At 62.0% G+C, this 19,017-nt stretch carries 20 protein-coding genes; 5 read left to right on the top strand and 15 right to left on the bottom strand.

Annotated features, from left to right (window positions below; genetic code table 11):
- Window positions 1-53 precede the first annotated feature (53 nt).
- From NKI85_RS10975 to NKI85_RS10915, 13 genes are all read right to left on the bottom strand, one after another.
- Window positions 54-1,604, bottom strand: a complete 1,551-nt coding sequence (locus NKI85_RS10975; protein WP_352524653.1) for a cation:proton antiporter — start codon at window positions 1,602-1,604, stop codon at window positions 54-56.
- A 121-nt stretch (window positions 1,605-1,725) separates the two neighbouring features.
- A complete protein-coding gene (locus NKI85_RS10970; protein WP_352524654.1) occupies window positions 1,726-2,790 on the bottom strand; it encodes an ABC transporter ATP-binding protein in 1,065 nt (354 codons plus the stop codon).
- A 16-nt stretch (window positions 2,791-2,806) separates the two neighbouring features.
- Window positions 2,807-3,598, bottom strand: coding sequence for an ABC transporter permease (locus tag NKI85_RS10965; protein WP_023675357.1), 792 nt, complete (start codon window positions 3,596-3,598; stop codon window positions 2,807-2,809).
- A complete protein-coding gene (locus NKI85_RS10960; protein WP_023675356.1) occupies window positions 3,595-4,509 on the bottom strand; it encodes an ABC transporter permease in 915 nt (304 codons plus the stop codon). The genes NKI85_RS10965 and NKI85_RS10960 overlap by 4 nt, the downstream gene beginning before the upstream one ends.
- Window positions 4,510-4,573: 64 nt before the next feature.
- Window positions 4,574-5,680: an ABC transporter substrate-binding protein gene (locus NKI85_RS10955; protein WP_352524655.1), complete on the bottom strand. Its 1,107-nt coding sequence runs from the start codon at window positions 5,678-5,680 to the stop codon at window positions 4,574-4,576.
- A gap of 241 nt (window positions 5,681-5,921) precedes the next feature.
- Window positions 5,922-7,094, bottom strand: a complete 1,173-nt coding sequence (locus NKI85_RS10950) for an iron-containing alcohol dehydrogenase (protein ID WP_352454040.1) — start codon at window positions 7,092-7,094, stop codon at window positions 5,922-5,924.
- Window positions 7,095-7,132: 38 nt separating this feature from the next.
- Entirely contained in the window at window positions 7,133-7,624 is a 492-nt protein-coding gene (locus NKI85_RS10945; RefSeq protein ID WP_352524656.1) for a DUF2569 domain-containing protein, read from the bottom strand.
- 45 nt (window positions 7,625-7,669) lie between these two features.
- Window positions 7,670-9,106 (bottom strand): aldehyde dehydrogenase family protein, encoded by a 1,437-nt coding sequence (locus NKI85_RS10940; protein WP_352776736.1) that lies wholly within the window; start codon window positions 9,104-9,106, stop codon window positions 7,670-7,672.
- Window positions 9,069-9,494: a type II toxin-antitoxin system VapC family toxin gene (locus NKI85_RS10935; protein WP_352776735.1), complete on the bottom strand. Its 426-nt coding sequence runs from the start codon at window positions 9,492-9,494 to the stop codon at window positions 9,069-9,071. Before NKI85_RS10935 ends, NKI85_RS10940 begins: the two co-directional genes overlap by 38 nt.
- Entirely contained in the window at window positions 9,478-9,882 is a 405-nt protein-coding gene (locus NKI85_RS10930; protein ID WP_352524661.1) for a helix-turn-helix domain-containing protein, read from the bottom strand. Before NKI85_RS10930 ends, NKI85_RS10935 begins: the two co-directional genes overlap by 17 nt.
- Before the next feature lie 100 nt (window positions 9,883-9,982).
- Window positions 9,983-11,353 (bottom strand): glutamine synthetase family protein, encoded by a 1,371-nt coding sequence (locus tag NKI85_RS10925; RefSeq protein ID WP_352524662.1) that lies wholly within the window; start codon window positions 11,351-11,353, stop codon window positions 9,983-9,985.
- 93 nt (window positions 11,354-11,446) lie between these two features.
- On the bottom strand, window positions 11,447-13,009 hold the full coding sequence (locus NKI85_RS10920; protein WP_352524663.1) for an amino acid permease: 1,563 nt from the start codon (window positions 13,007-13,009) through the stop codon (window positions 11,447-11,449).
- 22 nt (window positions 13,010-13,031) lie between these two features.
- Window positions 13,032-13,856, bottom strand: a complete 825-nt coding sequence (locus NKI85_RS10915; protein ID WP_352524664.1) for an N-formylglutamate amidohydrolase — start codon at window positions 13,854-13,856, stop codon at window positions 13,032-13,034.
- A 145-nt stretch (window positions 13,857-14,001) separates the two neighbouring features.
- On the opposite strand from NKI85_RS10915, the gene NKI85_RS10910 reads away from it, so the two are divergent.
- From NKI85_RS10910 to NKI85_RS10900, 3 genes are all read left to right on the top strand, one after another.
- Window positions 14,002-14,829: a MurR/RpiR family transcriptional regulator gene (locus NKI85_RS10910; RefSeq protein ID WP_352524665.1), complete on the top strand. Its 828-nt coding sequence runs from the start codon at window positions 14,002-14,004 to the stop codon at window positions 14,827-14,829.
- A 512-nt stretch (window positions 14,830-15,341) separates the two neighbouring features.
- The gene (locus NKI85_RS10905) at window positions 15,342-16,157 is read left to right on the top strand and encodes an SDR family oxidoreductase (RefSeq protein WP_352524667.1); all 816 of its coding nucleotides are present in this window, start codon (window positions 15,342-15,344) and stop codon (window positions 16,155-16,157) included.
- A gap of 40 nt (window positions 16,158-16,197) precedes the next feature.
- Window positions 16,198-16,677, top strand: a complete 480-nt coding sequence (locus NKI85_RS10900; protein ID WP_502896069.1) for a MaoC family dehydratase — start codon at window positions 16,198-16,200, stop codon at window positions 16,675-16,677.
- A gap of 42 nt (window positions 16,678-16,719) precedes the next feature.
- Here NKI85_RS10900 and NKI85_RS10895 read toward each other — a convergent pair whose 3' ends face one another.
- Window positions 16,720-17,421 carry a hypothetical protein gene (locus tag NKI85_RS10895; RefSeq protein ID WP_352524668.1) on the bottom strand — a complete coding sequence of 234 codons (702 nt, stop codon included), beginning with the start codon at window positions 17,419-17,421 and terminating at the stop codon, window positions 16,720-16,722.
- A gap of 190 nt (window positions 17,422-17,611) precedes the next feature.
- Between NKI85_RS10895 and NKI85_RS10890 the strand changes: the two genes are divergently transcribed.
- Complete coding sequence (locus NKI85_RS10890) at window positions 17,612-18,253, top strand: TetR/AcrR family transcriptional regulator (protein WP_352524669.1); 642 nt, start codon at window positions 17,612-17,614, stop codon at window positions 18,251-18,253.
- Between the two features lie 172 nt (window positions 18,254-18,425).
- A complete protein-coding gene (locus NKI85_RS10885) occupies window positions 18,426-18,689 on the top strand; it encodes a DUF680 domain-containing protein (RefSeq protein WP_502900654.1) in 264 nt (87 codons plus the stop codon).
- Between the two features lie 101 nt (window positions 18,690-18,790).
- Here NKI85_RS10885 and NKI85_RS10880 read toward each other — a convergent pair whose 3' ends face one another.
- On the bottom strand, window positions 18,791-19,015 hold the full coding sequence (locus tag NKI85_RS10880; RefSeq protein WP_352524670.1) for a hypothetical protein: 225 nt from the start codon (window positions 19,013-19,015) through the stop codon (window positions 18,791-18,793).
- Between the last annotated feature and the right edge of the window lie 2 nt (window positions 19,016-19,017).

The following is a 19,017-nucleotide window of genomic DNA, read 5'->3' as shown; positions in this document are numbered from 1 at the left end:
TTCACTGACAGCCTTGCAATGTGCAGCGAGACGCAGCGGGCTTGGGCCAGCGGTTAGGTCGTCAGCGGCTGGAAACGGCCCGGCGGGGAAGCGGCCAGTTCCGACCAGTCGATCTCTTCCTCGAGGCGGTGATAGGCTTCGTCGCCGATCGTTCCATCGAGGCGCAGCTGCTCCAGCGCATCGCGCTGGCTCTTGATGGCATAAAGGCGCAGCCTGTCATACTCGGTCGCCGCCTGGGCATCCTCCGGATTTTCGGCGATCGCGCGCTGGGCGGCATATTGTTCGCGCACCGCCCCAGCGGCACTCGACGTCTTGCCGCTGAGCACGTCCAGCGCGGCTTGCATGACGGCGACACGCGCCTGCGCCACCTCCCGGTCGACGGTCTGGTCGGGGTCGAGATTGAGCAAGCGCAGCAACGGCTTCAGGCTGACGCCTTGCAGCACCAACGTGCCGAGCACGACCGTAAAAGCAGCGAGCACGATCGGGTCACGGCCCGGAAAGTCGGCAGGTAGCGCGAATGCTGCCGCGAGCGTCACCAGGCCGCGCATGCCGCACCAGCCGATGAGCACACCGCCGCGAAATGTCGGGGCGTCTTTGCGCCTCTCCTCATCGCCGGAGCGTGCCAGCCGTCTCAGCGCCGCGCCGCAGCCCAACACCCAGACAAGCCGCGAGACGATGACGACGGCCAGCACAGCCAGGGCAAAGACGAACGCCTCATTCTGCCCTTGCTGGGCAAGCCTGCCGACGATCGATCGCGCCTGCAGACCCATCAGGACGAAGGCCAGGACATTGAGCACGAACACCGCCGTCTCCCACACCGAGTAGGAGCTGATGCGGTTTCTCGCCAGCATGCGGCGCGGCGCAGTGCGGGCGATGGTCATCGCATAGACGACGATCGTGATGATCGCGGAAAGTCCTATCTTGTCGGCCAGGATCCAGACGCCGAACGTCGTGGCGAATTGCACCACGGTGCCGCTCGCCGGGTCGTCGATGCGGCTGAGCATGGCGTGAGACAGCCGGCCGAGCACATAGCCGGCTGCAAGGCTGCCGACCGTCGACAGAAGGATCATCGGAACGGCACTGCTCAGCAGAATGGAGCCGGCGGCGGCGGAAACCGACATCCTGTAGATCAGCAGCGCGGTCGCATCATTGAGCAGGCTCTCGCCTTGCAGGATGGCGGTAATGCGGTACGGCACCTTGAATTGTCCGAGCACGGCCGCCGCTGCCACGGCATCCGGCGGCGCCACGATCGCCCCAAGAGCTATGGCCGCGGCAAGCGGCAGGCCTGCCATCGTCCAGCCGACCAACGCCACGGTCACGGTGGTGAAGACGATGGCGCCGAGCGCCAGCAGGATGAGCGAAACCTTGTAGCGGTTGAGATCGCGCAGTGACGTGTCGTAGGCCGCGTCGAGCAGCACCGGCGCGATGAACAGAGCGAGCGCCAGTTCCGGGTCGATCTCGATGGTCGGTGCAAACGGCAGGAAGGCGATGCCGGCGCCGGCCAGCGCCAGCAACGAAGGATAGGGAATCTGCAGACGCCGCGACACCGCCGTCAAAGCAACGGCAGCCAGGAGAAGAACAAGGGTCAGTTCGAAAAGCGCCATGCCCTATCGTAGCGGCGGAATGGTGAATGGTGAATGGTTATCTTCAGAAGAGTTTGAGTACGCAAAGCGCATTCTTCCGCTTGTTCCATTCACTATTCACTATTCACCATTCACTCTTCCCTTAATGCAGCACCAGCATATCGCCCGACGAGAAGGAGATCTCGGCCTTTTCGCCGACGGCCGGCGGCGGTGTGGCCGGACTGTTGAACGTGTCGAGCGACACCGTGCTGCCGCCGATGCCGACGCGAACCCGGATGACCGAGCCGAGGAAATGCACCTCGGCGATTTCGCCCGAAAGGCTGGAGTCGCGGCCGGGGTGGCGGCCGAGCGAGATCGCCTCGGGCCGCAGCGCCAGCGACAGCGTGTCGCCGGACTTCGAGCCGTTGAGCTTGCCCTTGAGCGAGACCTCTTGTGAATTGACGCGAACCTTGCCCGAAGCCGCGTCGGTGACGGTGCCTTCGAGCACGTTCAGCGTGCCGACGAAATTGGCGACGAATTTGGTTGCCGGCCGGTTGTAGATCTCGAAAGGCGTGCCGACCTGCTCGGCCTTGCCGCCATACATCACCGCGATACGATCGGAAATCGACAGCGCCTCTTCCTGGTCGTGGGTGACGAAGATGGTGGTGATGCCGAGCTTCTTCTGGATCGAGCGGATTTCCTCGCGCAGCGACACGCGCACCTTGGCGTCGAGCGCCGACAGCGGCTCGTCGAGCAGCAACAGCTTCGGCTTCGGCGCAATCGCCCGCGCCAGCGCAATGCGCTGCTGCTGGCCGCCGGAAAGCTGGTAGGGATAGCGGTCGCCCATCTGCGGCAGCTTGATGATGTCGAGCATTTCGGCAATGCGCCTGTCGGCATCGGCCTTTGGCATGCCGGCGACCTTCAGCCCGAAGCCGATATTCTGCGCCACGGTGAGGTTCGGAAACAGCGCATAGGCCTGGAACACCATGCCGATATTGCGCTGGTTCGGCTTCAGCCTTGTGATGTCCTTGCCGGCCACGACGATCTTGCCGGCGCTCGGCTCCTCGAAACCGGCGACCATGCGCAGCACCGTCGTCTTTCCGCAGCCGGACGGTCCGAGAAAGGAGACGAATTCGCCCGGCTCGACGTCGAGGTTGAAATCCTGCACCACAATGGCGGCGCCGAAGGATTTCTGCACATGCTGGATTGAGAGGAATGGCTCGGCCATGGCTTTTTCCTTCGGGTCAGTTCGGACGGTTCGCCGATCGCGGCGCGAAGCGCGACAGGATCTGGATCAGCGACATGCAGCCCCAGGTAATGGCAAAGGCGATGATGGCAAGCGCCGCCGGCTCGTAGGCGCGGTTGGCGCCGACGTTCTGCAGATAGGGTCCGAAGGCAGGCCGGTTGAGCAGGCTGGCCATGGTGAATTCACCAATAACGATGGCGAAGGTCAGGAAGGCGCCCGACAGCACCGCGATCAGCACGTTGGGCAGGATGACCCGAGTGATGATCGTGCCCCAGCCGGCGCCGAGGATCTGCGCCGCCTCAGTCAGTGTCCGCACGTCGATTGTGCGAAGCCCGGTGTCGACGGCGCGATACATATAGGGCAGCGCCAGTGTCGCATAACCGATGACCAGCAAGGCATTGGCTCCCGTCTCGCTGGCCAGGAACGGCAGCGGTGAGTTCGACCCGTACATTCTGATGTAGCCGAAGACGATAACGATGGCCGGAATGACCAGCGGCAGCAGCGTGATGAACTCGACGACGGGCCTGAGCTGCGGCAGCCGCAGACGAATCCAGTACGCCGCCGGCACCACCACCAGCACGCCAAGGACGATGGTGAAGATGGCGGCGACCACCGAATAGATGAAGGTCGCCTGGAAGCGGGGATCGCCGAGCACGACCTGATAGGCATCGAAGGAATACGCGCCGCGCCGCATGCGCATGGAGAATTCCACGGTCGCGATCAGCGGAATGAAGAAATAGGCCGCGCCCAGCGCGAAGACGATCCAGGCCCAGAATCTGCCGGACTTCATTTGAGCCACCTCTCAGAGCGCGTCCGGAACCAGATGTAGAAGACATTGGCCAGCCCGGTGATGACGATCATGCCGAAGGCGATGGCGTAGCCGAGATGGGCATTGTGCAGCACGTCACCGCGGATCTGCGCGTAGAGCAGGATAGGGACGATGTTAAGCGAGGAGCCGGTCAGAGCGTAAGCGGTGGCGATGGCACCGAAGGCGTTGGCAAACAAGAGGATGACGGTGCCGAGGAAACTTGGCCAGATCACCGGAATGACGACCATGCGCCAGAACTGCGCCTGGGTCGCGCCAAGCGTTGCCGCCGCTTCGCCCCATTCCTTCTTCAGCCCATCGATCGCCGGCACGATGATCACCACCATCAGCGGGATCTGGAAATAGACATAGGTCAGCGTCAGGCCCCAGAACGACAGGATGTTGAAACCATGGGCATAAATGTTGAAGCCGACCAAGACGTTGAGCAGCACCGTGGCGAGCCCGAGCCGGCCGAGCGTCGCGAGAAAGGCGAAGGCCAGCGGCACGCCGGCAAAATTGGAGGCCACGCCGGAAAAGGTCAGTGTCGCCGAGCGTATCCACTCCGGCAGCCCGCCGCGCACGATGGCGATGGCAATGGCAAGTCCCGCGAAAGCACCGATCAGCGACGAGGCGAGGCTGACCTTGATTGAGATCCAGTAGGCGGCAACGATCGACGGCTGCGCCAAGGCCGCTATGTTTTCGAAAGTGAATTCGCCGGCATCGTTCCGGAATGCGCCCAGCATCAGATAGAGCGTGGGCAGGATCAGGAACATGATGGCGAAGATGAAGAAAGGCGCAACGCCAAGCCATTGCGTCGGCAGCCTCATGCTGCGGGCGTCGGCAGGAGGCGCGGTCTTCCCGGCAACAGCGTGATCGGACAACGAGATATCGGTCATGCGCCGGCTACCGTCCTGGAGGTATGCCGGGCGGCGATCTAAGCCGCCCGGCTGATCTCAAGTCTTACTTGACGTTGGCGCCGACGACGGCATCCCAGTTCTTGGTGATGGCTTCCTTGGCCTTGCCCTGCTCGTCGAGCGTCGGGAACACCGCGGCTGCATAGGACTCGGCCGGCGGCAGCTTGGCCATCACGTCAGCCGGGAGCTTGCCATTCTTGGCGAGGTCGTTGAAGCGGATCGGGTGACAATAGCCCTTCAGCCAGCCGATCTGGCCTTCGTCGGAATAGAGATATTCCAGCCACAGCTTGGCAGCATTCGGGTGCGGCGCGTAGGCGCTGATCGCCTGAACATAGACGCCGGCGACGACACCGGTCTTCGGCACGACGACGTCGACCGGCGGATTGCCCTTCAGCGTATCACGGCCGGCAAGCGCGTTATAATCCCAGGTCACCAGGATTGGCGTCTGGCCTTGGGCAAGCGTCGCGGGCTTGCCGATGACCGGCACGAAATTGCCGGCGGCGTTGAGCTTCTTGAAGAAGTCGAGACCAGCCGTGCCGGCGGCTTCGCCGGCAGCCGCACCGCCGGAAAGGCCGGCGGCATAGACTGCCTGGATGGCCTGGTTCGAGGCGCGCGGGTCACCGGCGAGCGCCACGGTATTGGCGAATTCCGGCTTCAGCAGGTCGGCCCAGTCGGCCGGCGCTTCCTTGACCAGGTCCTTGTTCACCAGAAACGAAAGCACGCCGTAATAGTCGCCGGTCCAAAAGCCTTGGGCATCCTTGGCGCTGTCCGGGATCGAGTCCCAGGTTGATACTTTATAGGCCTGGATCAGGCCATCCTTCTTTGCGGTCGGGCCGAAGCTCAGGCCGACGTCGATGACGTCGGGCGCTTGCGGGCCCTTGTTGTCCTTGTTGGCCTTGATCGCCTCGACCTCGTCGCCGGAGCCGGCATCGGGGTTGAGTTCGTTGATTGTGATTTCCGGATATTTCGCCTTGAAGCCGTCGATGACCGCGCCGTAGCCGCACCAGTCATGGGGCAGCGCGATGGTGGTGAGCTGGCCTTCAGCTTTGGCTGCGGCGACCAGTTCATCCATGGACTGGGCCGACGAGATGGCAGAGGTCGCCATCAGGGCGACGGCCGAAAGGGAAAGCAGTTTTCCCGTGAATTTGAACATGTGTTCTCTCCGTTGAACTGACGCCGTTGGACGCCTGCGATGCGGTATCGTTTTCGTGTGACAGCCAGATGAAAGCTTTGTGAAAGCGATGCCCCGCAGTATGAAAAAGTAAACTCTTTTTAACCGGCTGTAGCAATCGCTTCGCGATTCTTTTTCCGGCTAACTAGTTTCGATCTTGCCTTTCATCTTTCCCCCTTTCCTTGCCTCTTTTCCCAAGTCGATTTCCGATGCGAAAATTGTCTCAGACGGTGCCGGCGATGGCATTTTCGAGCAGCGTCAGCGCCGCCTTTTTGGTCAGCTTGACCGGGTTGCCGCCGGCGGTCGGATCGACCACCGCCATGTCGGCGATCAGGCCCTTGCGTTTCTTGTCCATGTCGAGCCCCTTGATCAGGCTGGGCAGCGCATGCGGCACCTTGAGCTCCTTGCGCAGCTTGATGATCGCCTTGGCAAAACCGTCGAAGCCGCCCTTGATGCCGCAATAGGCGGCAAGCCGGGCGATGCGCGGCTCGATCGCCTCGCGGTTGAAGGCCAGCACATAGGGCATGAACACGGCGTTGGTCATGCCATGGTGGGTGTCGTAGAGCGCGCCGATGGGATGCGACAGCGAATGGATGGCGCCAAGCCCTTTCTGGAAGGCGGCCGCTCCCATGGCAGCGGCGCTCATCATGTTAGCGCGGGCGACCAGATCCTTGCCGTTGGCATAGGCTTTCGGCAGGTTTTCGAAGACCAGCCTTATGCCTTCCACGGCGATGCCGTCGGCCATCGGGTGATAGCCCGGCGCGCAATAGGCTTCGAGGCAATGGGCAAGCGCATCCATGCCGGTGCCGGCGGTGATGAAGCCCGGCATGCCGACCGACAGCTCCGGATCGGCAATGACGATCGCCGGCAAAAGCTTTGGATGGAAGATGACCTTCTTGGTATGGGTCGCTTCATTGGTGATGACGCCGGCGCGGCCGACTTCCGAGCCGGTGCCGGCCGTGGTCGGCACGGCGATGATCGGCGCGATCGCATCGGCATCGGCGCGTGTCCACCAGTCGCCGACATCCTCGAAATCCCAGACCGGCCGTGTCTGCCCGGCCTGGAAGGCGATCAGCTTGCCGAGGTCGAGCGCCGAGCCGCCGCCAAAGGCAATGACGCCGTCATGCTTGCCCTTCTTGAACACGGCAATGCCGGCGGTCAGGTTGGAATCCACCGGGTTCGGCTTGACCTCGGAAAATACGCCATACGGCACCTTGGCGTCGTCGAGGATCTTCAGCGTCGAGGCCACCACCGGCAGCCTGGCCAGTCCCGGATCGGTGACGAACAGCGGCCGCTTGATGCCGGTCGCCGCCAGCACCTCCGGCAGCTCCTTGATGCGTCCGGCGCCGAAGCGGACGGTCGTCGGGTAATTCCATTTGGAAACGAGTTTTGTCATTTCGACCTTCTTGACTGCTTTCGTGCTCTCGGATGTCATTAGTTCACAAAGGTATTGGCCACACGGTCTGACCGCATCATGTACGGAATCCAGATGGCTGCGGCCCAGACCGAACGGTAAATGTCGCGCATCGTTTCTCCGTCGAACGCATCATCCAGCGTCGGAAAGGCGTCGGGAAAAGCTAGATACACGGCCCATAAATCGAGAATGGCGAATACCGGCATCGCGACTGCCCAAATCATGTACCAGCCGGGGAATATCTGCCAGCGCTTGAACATGAAGAATAATAATAGGGTCGGGACTGTAAGGCTTAGGATGCCGGATATCACCAGTTCGGCAACAAGCAGCACACCTTGAGAAAGGCTGAAAGCTTGCCAGTTCTGTACCATGCCGAGATAATCGGCATCATACATTTGTACCAACCCTAATATAGGCGTGAGAATCAACCCTAGCATCGGCAGGACAAGCCATCCGCCGATACCCTCGGGACCTTCACGATCTGGCAGGGCCGATTGTTGCGTATCCGCCATTACTCCCCCACAAAAGCGATCGTATGCTTGCCGATCGCCACCGAGTTAAATCGCCTCGCGCAAATGGTATGATTTCGGCCGGGTCAGATTGTCGTAGCCGATGGCCGATAGCGCCGCGCCTTTGCCGGTGTCCTTGATGCCGGTCCAGACCAGTGCCGGATCGAGATAGTCGCAGCGGTTCATGAACACCGTGCCGGTCTCGACGCGATCGCCGATCGCCGCCGCATGCTCGGCGTCGCGCGTCCAGATCGAGGCCGTAAGCCCATAGGGGCTGTCGTTCATCAGCGCGATCGCCTCCTCGTCGTTGTGCACCTTCATGATGCCGACGATCGGGCCAAAACTTTCCTCGCGCATGACGCTCATCTGGTGATCGACCTGGGTCAGCACTTCCGGCGCCAGATAGGGCGAACCTTCTTTGTCGTTAGTCACCTTCATATTGATGTGCGCCTCGGCGCCCTTGCGCATCGCCTCGGCCTTCTGCTCGCGGATCAGGTCGGCGAAGCGCGCCTGCGCCATCGGCCCCATGGTGGTTGCCTGGTCGAGCGGATTGCCGACGACGTAGTTCCTGGTCTCGGCGATGAAGCCTTCGACGAATTCGTCGTAGACCTTCTCGTGGACATAGACGCGCTCGATGCCGCAGCAGCATTGGCCGGAATTGTAGAAGGCGCCGTCGACGAGATTGGCAACGGCATGGTCCATCTTGGCGTCGGGCAGGACATAGGCCGGATCCTTGCCGCCGAGCTCGAGGCCGAGCGTCATGAAGGTGCCCGCCGCCGCCTTTTCGATGGCGCGGCCGCCGGCGACCGATCCGGTGAAGTTGACGTGGTCGATCTTGCCCGAGCCGAGCAGCCTTTCGGTCTGCGCATGGTTCATGATGAGGTTCTGGAACAGGCCCTTGGGCAGGCCCGCTCTGTCGAACGCCTGCTGAAAACGTTCGCCGACCAACAATGTCTGCGCCGCGTGTTTGAGGATGACGGCGCTGCCCGCCATCAGCGCCGGGACGATGGTGTTGACGGCGGTGAGATAGGGGTAGTTCCACGGTGCGATCACCATGACCACGCCGAGCGGCACCTTCTTCACGTAGCGGCGAAAGCCGTCCTTGGGATTGGAGGCCATCACCGGCTTCAGTGCCGCCTCGGCGATCTCGACCATGTAGCTGACGCGTTCCCTGACGCCGCCGAACTCGCCGCCACAGCGCACCGGCCGGCCCATCTGCCAGGCGATCTCCGGCACGATCTCGTCAGTCATGACGACCAGCGCTTCCAGCATGGCAAGCATGTATTTGCCGCGTTCGACGACCGGCGTCTCGGCCCATTTCTCTTGCGCCGCCCTGGCGCGCTCGACCGCGGCACCGATCGCCTGGTCCGTGGCCAGAGGCCGTTCCGCATAGATCGAACCGTCGATGGGGGATTTTATTTTCACGGTTCCCAAGAAGGTCTCCAAATCAACAAGGCACTGTTTTGACGTAACCGGCCGCGCCATAGGCAAGGATTGCGCGATCGCGGGTGATGATCTCGAGGTTTTTCGAACGCGCCGTGGCTATGATGATCCGGTCCGTCGGATCGTTGTGAACGACGCCGGGCAGGAACGAAGACTCGACCAAAAGCTCACTGTCGACCCCTTGGACGCTCGCTGCCCCGGTTTGCACGAACCGTTCGAACCATGCGAGCGGCGACTTGATGAATGGCAACCGACCCTTGGCGACAAGCATGCCGATTTCCCAGGCGGACATCACGGAAACGGCGATCACGCTCCCATTTTTGCGCGCGCTGGTCACCTTCTCGACCGCAGTCCTCGTGACAGGCTGCTCCGTTGACAGCCACAGCATGAAGCATGTGTCGAGCAGCACTCCATCAGTCGTCATAGACATTGCCCCAATCCGGATCGGCGGGTGCGGTGTAATCGATATCCGGAAGCAGGGTGAGCGTCCCGGCCATGCATCCAAACAACGGATCGGCACCCCGAGGCGGCACGACGTATTCTTCGCCGGTCATGTCGGGCGCATTGTTGAAATCCATTCGCTCCTCCCTGAAACCAGACCGGGGGCCACCCTCCGACAGCCTCGCCGCATCATTGGAACTGCCGAGATGCATCAATATCTCGCTTTCCTGCCGGTCGAGAATTTCAGCGATCTTGCGTATCTCGTCGACCTGCATACGCCGCTCACCGTTAAGTGTCCGCGACAAGGCGCTGTAGTGTATGTTCATGCGGCTGGCCATGCTGCGTACCGTGAGCTTGCGCTCCTTCATCCGACTCATGAACCACGCCTTATCGACGTGGGCTCTACCTTTGGGCAACGCTGCCTCCCAGGTGTTGCGGTGCAATAATCGCAACGATATTGCATAAAGTACAACGCCGTCAATACCGCTCGAACCCCCTGTGCAGTTCCCAGTCCGTAATCCGGCGGTCGTATTCGAACTGTTCCCAGTGTGCCGTGTGGACATAGTGTTCCAGCACATCGTCGCCGAGCGCCTGCCTCAGCATCTTCGATTCCGCCAGCGTCGCGGTGGCGTCGCGCAATGTCTTTGGAATTTCAGGCAGCTGCGAGGCCTGGTAGGCGTCGCCGACGAAGGGCTTCTGCAGTTCAAGCTTTTCATCGATGCCGGCAAGCCCGGCCGCGATCAGCGCGGCGAAAGCGAGATAGGGGTTCAAATCGGCGCCGCCGACGCGGCATTCCATGCGGATGCCCTTGGTGCCCTCGCCGCAAAGACGGAAACCGGCGGTGCGGTTGTCCTCGCTCCACATGATCTTGGTCGGCGCAAACGTGCCGGCCTGGAAGCGCTTGTAGGAGTTGATGTAGGGCGCCAGGAACCAGGTGAATTCCTTGGCATATTTGAGCTGGCCCGCCGCCCATTGCTGGCCGAGTGTCGACAGCGTCCACTCGGCATTCTTGTCGTAGAACAACGGCGTCTTGCCGTCGGCGCTCCACAGCGAATTATGGATGTGGCTGGAATTGCCGGCGAGCCCGTAATTGTACTTGGCCATGAACGAGATCGCCTTGCCTTCGGACTCGGCGATTTCCTTGGCGCCGTTCTTCAGGATGACGTGGCGGTCGGCCATGTCGAGCGCCTCGGCATAGCGCACGTTGATCTCTTCCTGGCCGGGACCCCACTCGCCCTTCGAATTCTCGATCGGGATGCCGGCCGCTTCCATCTCGTTGCGCAGCCGGCGCATGACGCCTTCTTCCTTGGTGGTGATGCCGATCTGGTAGTCGCCGATATAGGGCGATGCGGTGTCGAGGCCCTGCCAGTGCTTCTTGCGGGCGGAATCATAGGTTTCGCTGAACAGATAGAATTCGAGCTCGGAAGCGAAATAGCCGATATAGCCGCGTTCCTGCAGCCGCTTGACCTGCTTCTTCAGCATGGCGCGCGGCGAATGCGCCAGGTCGTCATGAGTATGGTGGTCGAGCACGTCGCAGATCACGAGCGCCGTGTTCTCCAGCCACGGGATACGCCGCAGCGTCGCAAGGTCCGGTTTCATGACGAAATCGCCATAGCCTTTCGACCAGCTCGCCGCCTTGTAGCCGGGCACCGGTTCCATATCGATGTCGGCGGCCAAGAGATAGTTGCAGCCATGCGTCTCGTCATGCGCGGAATCGACGAAATACCGGGCCAGGAACCGCTTTCCCGCGAGCCGCCCCTGCATGTCGACGATGCAGGCCAGCACCGTGTCGACCTCGCCGCTGGAGACCGCTTGCTTCAACTGATCGAACGAGAAATTTCCGGCCATTCTTACGGCACTCCAGCGCTTGTCGTTTCGGGCTTGTCACTTGAAAAGGAAACCACGGCCGGCGCCAATGCCGGCCATGGTCATGAGAGGGGGTCAGGCGCCGGCTTCGCCTATGGCTAGCTCGGCTGCCTTGATCGCCGCCTGGCGCTTTGCGATCTGGTCGCCAATGGGCGGACCCTGGAAGCGGCGGTTCTCGAAACCGAACCAAAGCACCGCGGTCAGCACAATGAAGCCCAGGGTGATATAGAGCACTTTGTCGTTCGGCGGCTGGATGGCGATGTAGAAGATGATCGCCATGCCGATGACCGACAGTATGCAAAACAACTTGAATAGGCCGGCGCCGAGATTCCATGGGCCGGGGTTCGGCCATTTCGCCGTTCCGAAAGCCATCATGCCGAGCACGATCGGAATGATGAAGGACAGGAACAGGAACACCAATGTCGAATTGACGACGATGGTATAGATGTTCGTGCCACCGACCGAGATGAACTGGGCAAGAAAGACATAGATGATCTCGAGCACCGCAGCCGTCCAAATCGCATTGACCGGCGTGCGCCAGGCCGGGCTGACCTTGGCTAGCGAGGCCGAGCCGACCGGCATGCCACCGTCACGCGAGAAGGCGAAAAGCATGCGCGAGGCAGAGGTGACTGTCGCGAGACCGCAGAGGAACTGCGCGATCAGGATAGCCAGATACAGCAGTGTCTTCAGCCACGCCGGCAAGATCGCGTCCATCGTGGCGAAGAACACGCCCCAGCCCTGCTTGGCGCCGGCCGCCAGATCCGGAATCGCCAGTACGATCGCGCACAGCATCACCCAGCCGATCAGCGACGACCAGAGCACGGACGAAACGATTGCCCGCGGAACCGAGTGCGCCGCCCTCAACGTTTCTTCCGAAGTATGCGCCGACGCGTCATAGCCAGTGATAGTGTAAACCGGCAGCAGCAGGCAGAGCAGGAAGAGATAGGTCATGGAATCGGACTGCGGGAAAACACCGCCGCCCGCGTCACCCGAATAGTTGGTGAACGTCCACAGCCGCGTGATGTCGATCGCTGGCGCAAACACCAGGCAGGCGACGATCAGCACGGCTGTCGTTGCCAGGATCAGGAAGCCGGACGCGTCCGTCAACATAGCCGTCAATTTGATGCCGAAATGGTTGAGCAGCGCCTGCAACACGGTGATGAACGCGACAAACCCGACGATCTCACCAGGCGTACCAGTCATGCCGAAGGCTCCGCCGAAAGTGCCGACGAAGAAGAACGCAGTGCCGATGTTGATCGCGCCGAGCACGGTGATCAGGCCGAGCAGGTTGAGCCATGCGGTGAGCCAGCCCGTGAACCGGTTCCCTAGAATGGATGCCCAGTGATAGAGGCCGCCCGCGGTCGGAAATGCAGAGGCGATCTGGGCCATGGCGAGCGCGAAAAATCCCGAAACCATGCACCCGACGATCCAGCCGATACCAGCGCCCGCGCCACCGATGGACGATGTCGCTTGCGCGAAGGAATTGATGCCGCCTGAGAGGATGCAGATGATCGAGAACGAGATCGCGAAATTCGAGAAGCGGCTCATGCTTCGCGACAGTTCCTGAGCATAGCCCATTCCGTGGAGAACTTTCAGGTCCTCCTTCTTGTCACCTTCGCTGTAACCCGGTGCTACCATTTTGAAGTCCCCTTTTGGTTTCTTAGCTGGCCGATTGAACTGACTTTCCGACTGCGCTTGGTCTGGAGCCCTTGGCCGCCTCGGGCTCCAGATTGAGAAAAATGCCGGTGAGCATATCCGCCCATTTCCGCTGCCCGGCTGCGCCGGAGATCTCGTCGTTGCGGATTTCGATCATCGCGCAAGGCAGCCCGCGTGAGCGCGCATGGCGTTCCAGCGTGAAATAGACCCGGTCGGCCGGCGAATAGGGTTCGTTGACGCCGACGGTGACGCCGGCAAGCGGCTTCAGCGCCGCAATCAGCGGCGCCGCCAGCCGGCGGTCCTCGTCATGGATGATGCCGATGTGCCAGGGCCGGCTCATGCCCTTGTAGAGCGGCGTGAAGGAATGGATCGAGACCAGCCGCGTCTCGCGCCCGGCCGCCAGGCGCTCGTCGATGATCGTTGCGATCCGCTCGTGAAACGGCCGCCACGCCAGCGCGATGCGCGCCTCTCGCTGGTCGGCGGAAAGTCCCTGGTTGGCCGGGACCACGGTTTTTTCGCTGGCGCTGACCGTCAGTATCAGGTCCGGCGCATCGAGCGGCCGGTTGCAGTCGATGACAAGCCGCGAGATGCAGGTTTCGACCAGCGTCGCATCGAGCGCCTCGGCCATGCGGCGCGCCACCGGCAAGGCGCCGGGATCCCAGGCGATGTGGCGGGAAAGATCCTCGGCGGCAAGGCCGAGCGTTCCGAATTCCGGCGGCAGGAAATTGGAGGCGTGATCGCAGGTCAGCACGAAGGGGCTTGATCCGCCGGGGTTCGTCACCCTGACGGAATTTGACGATGCAAGGCTGGCGGGCCGTGCTGTCTCCATTGTCTGCCGTCCCCGGGGAGCGCTGTACCGTATGTTACGTATTTTGCCTCATTGCGTCCCTGCGGATGATTTCATACAGTTTGGCCGGCTTTGTCAAACGCGATTTGGATAACGCGGTAACGGCCCGGCCAGGGTGGGGAAAAACATGGTTTCCAGCATTGCCGAACTGATCTCCGACCGCATCGGCACGATGCCGGCCGGCGAACGGCGCGCCGCGCAAACGCTGATCGCCAGCTATCCGCTGATCGGGCTGAAGACGGTCGCCGAATTCTCGGCCGCGGCCGGCGTGTCGTCGCCGACGATCCTGCGTTTCGTCGCCCGGCTCGGCTTCCAAAACTATCCGGAATTCCAGTCGGCGCTGCAAGACGAGCTGGCGGCGCAATTGCAGTCGCCGGCGTCACGGACGCTCAATTCCTCGTCGCAGGGCGGCAGTGCCGTGTCGCCGATGCTGGAGGCGACGCTCGACAATATGCGCGAGACGTTCCGGCATCTCTCCGACAAGCAGCTTGCCGACATCGTCGCCAAGCTGGCCGACCGGCGCGGCAAGACATTCCTGATCGGTGGCCGCTTCACCGACCCGCTGGCGCGCTACATGGCCGCCCACCTCGCCATCGTCCAGCCCAACGTCTTTCACCTCGGCGGACAGGAAAGCGTCTGGCGCGACCGGCTGATCGACATGGGCAAGCGCGACGTGCTGGTGATCTTCGACATCAGGCGCTACCAGGACAGCCTGGTCCGTTTCGCCGAGACGGCCAACCAGCGTGGCGTGCAGATCGTGCTCTTTACCGACCAATGGCTATCGCCGATCGCCCGCTTCGCCCGCCATGTCATCGCCGGACGCACCGCCGTTCCGTCGGCCTGGGATTCATCTGCTGCGCTTTTCGTCGTTGCCGAAGCGCTGATCGGCGCCGTCACAAGGCAGCTCGAGGCTGACGGCGCCAAACGCATCCGCGAACTGGAAAGCCTGCGGTAGAGCCCATTCGGAAACAGACGCTCTTCGCTTCGGTCTAGTCCACTAAAAAACTGATCATCTGCAGGATCAGGATCAGCACAAAGACGCCAAAGACAGTCGCAAAAACCGCTGCCAGCAGGACCGTGCGTTGTTTCTTACCCATAGCTTTCCCCCGAAAGCATAGTCCACGATACGAACGTCAGTCCCGCCTCACTGCTCGGCCACCTCCCAACTCCTCAAGACCCGCCTGCGGCTTGGGCGGAGGAGTAATGACGACTTGCTTCACGCGCGAATGAACCGCTAGCCAAGGTGCTCGCATAGGGGGACGGCTGCATCATTCATCCGACCCATGTCACGCCCAAATGGACGCCTTGCCGTTCGGGCTTAACCATTTCAGCCGCAAAGCGCACCATCGCCTCGGTCCAGCTATTTTACCCGTGGCAAGGATGATCGTAGTTCGGCTAGCCTTGTCGACGTGACGCCGCTCGCTTGAACAACTAGTCAAAAGCGCGGTGAACTGCGCGGAGGGTACGATGAGCTATCTGGACGAGCTGTTCTCAGTCGCCGGCAAGACAGCGCTGGTCACCGGCGCCGCGACCGGCATCGGCCGCATGGCAGCGACTGCTCTGGTCAAAGCCGGCGCCGCCGTGATGATCGCCTCGCGCAAGGGCGAGGACTGCGTCAAGGTAGCCGGCGAGTTGAACGGACTTGGCGCATCCGGCCGGGCCGAGGGCTTCGCCGGCGATGTCTCCAGCGAAGCCGGCATTGCGGCGCTCGTCGACGAGGTCAAAGCTAGGACCGAGCGGCTGCACATCCTGGTCAACAACGCCGGCATCTCCTGGGGCGCGCCGCTGGAAGGCTTCCCCTATCATGCCTGGGCCAAGGTGTTCGGCGTCAACGTCACCGCGGTCTTCCATCTGACGCGCGAATTGCTGCCTCTGCTCGAAGCCGCCGCCAGCGACGCCGACCCGGCCCGGGTGATCAATCTTGGATCGGTGATGGGCACGCAGCCGCTGGCCGACGACGCTTACTCCTACTCGGCCTCGAAGGCCGCGGTTCACCATCTGACGCGCATCCTGGCCATCGAGTTCGCCGCCCGCCGCATTACCGTCAACGCCTTTGCGCCCGGCCCTTTCCAGAGCCGGATGACTGCCTTTGCCACCGGCACCGAGGACCAGGCGAGGCACGTCGGCAACCATGTTCCGATCGGCCGCATCGGCGCACCGGATGACATTGCCGGCGCAACGCTCTATTTGTGCAGCCGTGCCGGCGGCTATGTCACCGGCGCCATCCTGCCGATCGATGGCGGGCAGTCGGTGCAGCACGGGCTGACATTGTTCAAGGAATGAGACCGCTCGCCATCCGGCGGGCGAAACGGAGGACATCAGCGTGGAACCGATCAGTCTCGATGTGCTTCTGGCCAGCGTCGGCAAGGAAGTCGGCGTGTCGCCGTGGCGGGTGGTCACCCAGCGCATGATCGATCAGTTCGCCGACGCCACCGACGACCATCAATTCATCCATTGCGATCCGGAGCGCGCCAGGCGCGAGACGCCGTTCGGCGGCACCATCGCGCATGGCTTCCTGTCGCTTTCGCTGTTGTCGGCGATGACCTTCGAAACCATGCCGCCGCTTGAAAACAGCAAGATGGGCGTCAATCACGGCTTCGATTCGCTGCGCTTCCTGGCGCCGGTGAAGACCGGCTCGCGCATCCGCACCCGCTTCGTGCTGGCCGACGTCAAGGTCAGGCCGTCGGGCTGGGTGCAGACCGCGCACGACGTGACCATCGAGATCGAGGGTTCGAAAAAACCGGCGCTGACTGCGCGCTGGCTGACGCTGACGCTGATCGAACGCCAACCGGAAGCGGTTTGACTCTCGTCAGGCCGACAACCCCCAAATCTATCTGGCCCAAATCTATCTGGCTTCGGCGGCGATGAGCTTCATGTGCCGGCTGACCTGCAGGGCGATGTAGACGACCAGCGCGCAGCCGATCGGGAACACGATCTCGTTGACGCCGGTTGTGATCGCCTGCGGCAGCGCCAGCGCCGCATCCTGCGCCGCGGCAGCCTCTATCGTCAGCGCTGTGACACCGCCGCCGAACAGCGCGCCGATCGAGGCGCCGGCCAGCGCAAAATGAAGCGGACGGGGTTCGTCTTTCGACGCCAGCGATGCCAGTATCCAGCCGAGCAGGCCGTATTCGATGGCGCGCAGCATGCCTAGCGTGGTGAGCGACAGGATGGCCGGCTTTGCCGCCGCGTCGAGCGCGCTGACCATCACCTTTTGCGTGCCCTTGGCGATGCCCATCGCCAGCGGCGCCGACATTGCACCGATCAGGCCGCCGAGCGAGGTCCGCACATTGGCAACCGCGGTGCCGAGGCTGACGCCGGCGCAGACGAAGAACGACCAGGTCACGCCTTGCGCCAGTTCGATCAGGATCTGGGTGGTGGCCGGCAGGGAATCCGCCGCAAATCGCACGGTCAGGATAAGGGCTTCCATGGCAAAGCCGAGCGCTATCGCCAGCCATGTGACGATTACGACGCGCCTGAGCGCCAGCCTGGCGCGATGGGAAAGTGGATCCACGTCCGGCATGGCGGACGAAAGCTCAGTTCCGGTCATAACGGCCTCCCGAAACGAAATTTTTGCAGAGCCGCGAATTAGCCTTTGTCTGTAACAGTCCGATGTTGCCGACTTTGTTGTCGGGTTACATCGTTTTGTGACGTCAAGCCTCTGCTTCACACCGCCCTTGCTCGACGCCGTACAGCGTATATATGACTTACCCAGCCATCAGTCATAAGGCAGTCGGAAATTGCCAATAAGCGTCCAGGAACGCCGCGAAAAACAAAAGGCCGAACTGCGCTCCGAACTCGTCGACGCCGCCCACAAACTTGTCCAGGAAGAAGGCTATGACGGCCTCACTATTCGGAAGCTGGCCAAGCGCGTCGGCTATGCACCGATGTCGGTCTACTCCTATTTCGCTGACAAGCAGGACATCCTGTTCGCGCTGGCCGAAGACGCATTCGAGACCTTGGCCAGGCGCATCGCAAATCATACGGCCGACGACCCGATCGAGGCGCTCAAGGCGGTGCTTGTCGAATACGCCGCCTTCGGGCTGGAAAATCCCAACGAGTACCGCACCGTTTTCATGACCGAAAAAGTCAAGCCGCCGACCGGCAAGACCTTCGCGGAAATGGAGAGCGGCAACCCGGCGATGAAAGTGCTGATCGACAGGGTCGAAGCCTGCGTTGCCGCCGGCAGGCTCAAGGGTGATCCGCGCGCCATCGCCACCATGCTGTGGGCAGTCGGCCACGGCGCCATCGCGCTGCTGATCACCTTCCCGTTCTACCCGTTCGGCGACCAGAAGACGTTCATCACGCGGGTCGGCGACATTATGCTCGAGGCCATTGCCGCACACGAGATTGCGCCGCTCACCACGCCAATCAACTGCTGAGGAGCGGCGCTCCTCCCGATCTGTAAAATCTTTCTCCGAACGATCCGCGCTCCTGCGCCGAGCTTTCGGCAATTCCCGCGCTCAATTTCTCCGTACATGTACGATTTCGCTTGAACTCCGTGAATCCTGGGCGTATCTGTACGCAGTGTCGTACATGTACGAGATGCAGTAGATGAACCGGAGACAGATGATGAAGAAGGCAATCCTCGCGCTCGCCGCCTTGCTGGCGCTCTCGGGCGCTTCATTTGCCGGCAGCAGTCAGCCAGCCAAGCAAGAAGCGGCCTGCGTTGACAGCAAGACCGGTGCTAAGCTCGATTGCGCCGCGACCGGATCGCTTGAAAAGACGGGTGCCGCGACCCACAAGGGCTCGTCCGACAGCAAGGGTCCGAGGCTCGGCATCGGCATCGATCCGTGGATCGTGCCCAGCAGCTTCTGAGCCGACCGGGCGATAATACGCGGTGACAAACCGAACGGGCGGCAGGAATTTCCGGCCGCCCTTCTTGCCGGCCTCAGCCCTGCTTTATCACGCCGTGCAGATCACTTCTTGCGCTTCTGTCCCACCACGTTTTTGGGCTTGCCGGGTCTTGCCGGCGCGCCGGGAATCGCCGTCCCGGTGATCGACACCGGATCGCTGGCCGGAAACGTATCCTCGAGTCCTTCCTCGAGTTCCTCTTCAATATCCGTTCCAGTGCGCTGCTCGTCTTCGAAAGAGCGCACGGCCGGCGTCTTAGCCGGCGCCTTCGGCGCGGGTTTCGACGGCATCG

The organism is Mesorhizobium sp. M0571 (genome assembly GCF_040320985.1).
In the GTDB taxonomy this organism is placed as follows: domain Bacteria; phylum Pseudomonadota; class Alphaproteobacteria; order Rhizobiales; family Rhizobiaceae; genus Mesorhizobium.
The sequence above is the reverse complement of the archived record's forward strand: the minus strand, read 5'-3'. Positions and strand labels throughout refer to the sequence as shown.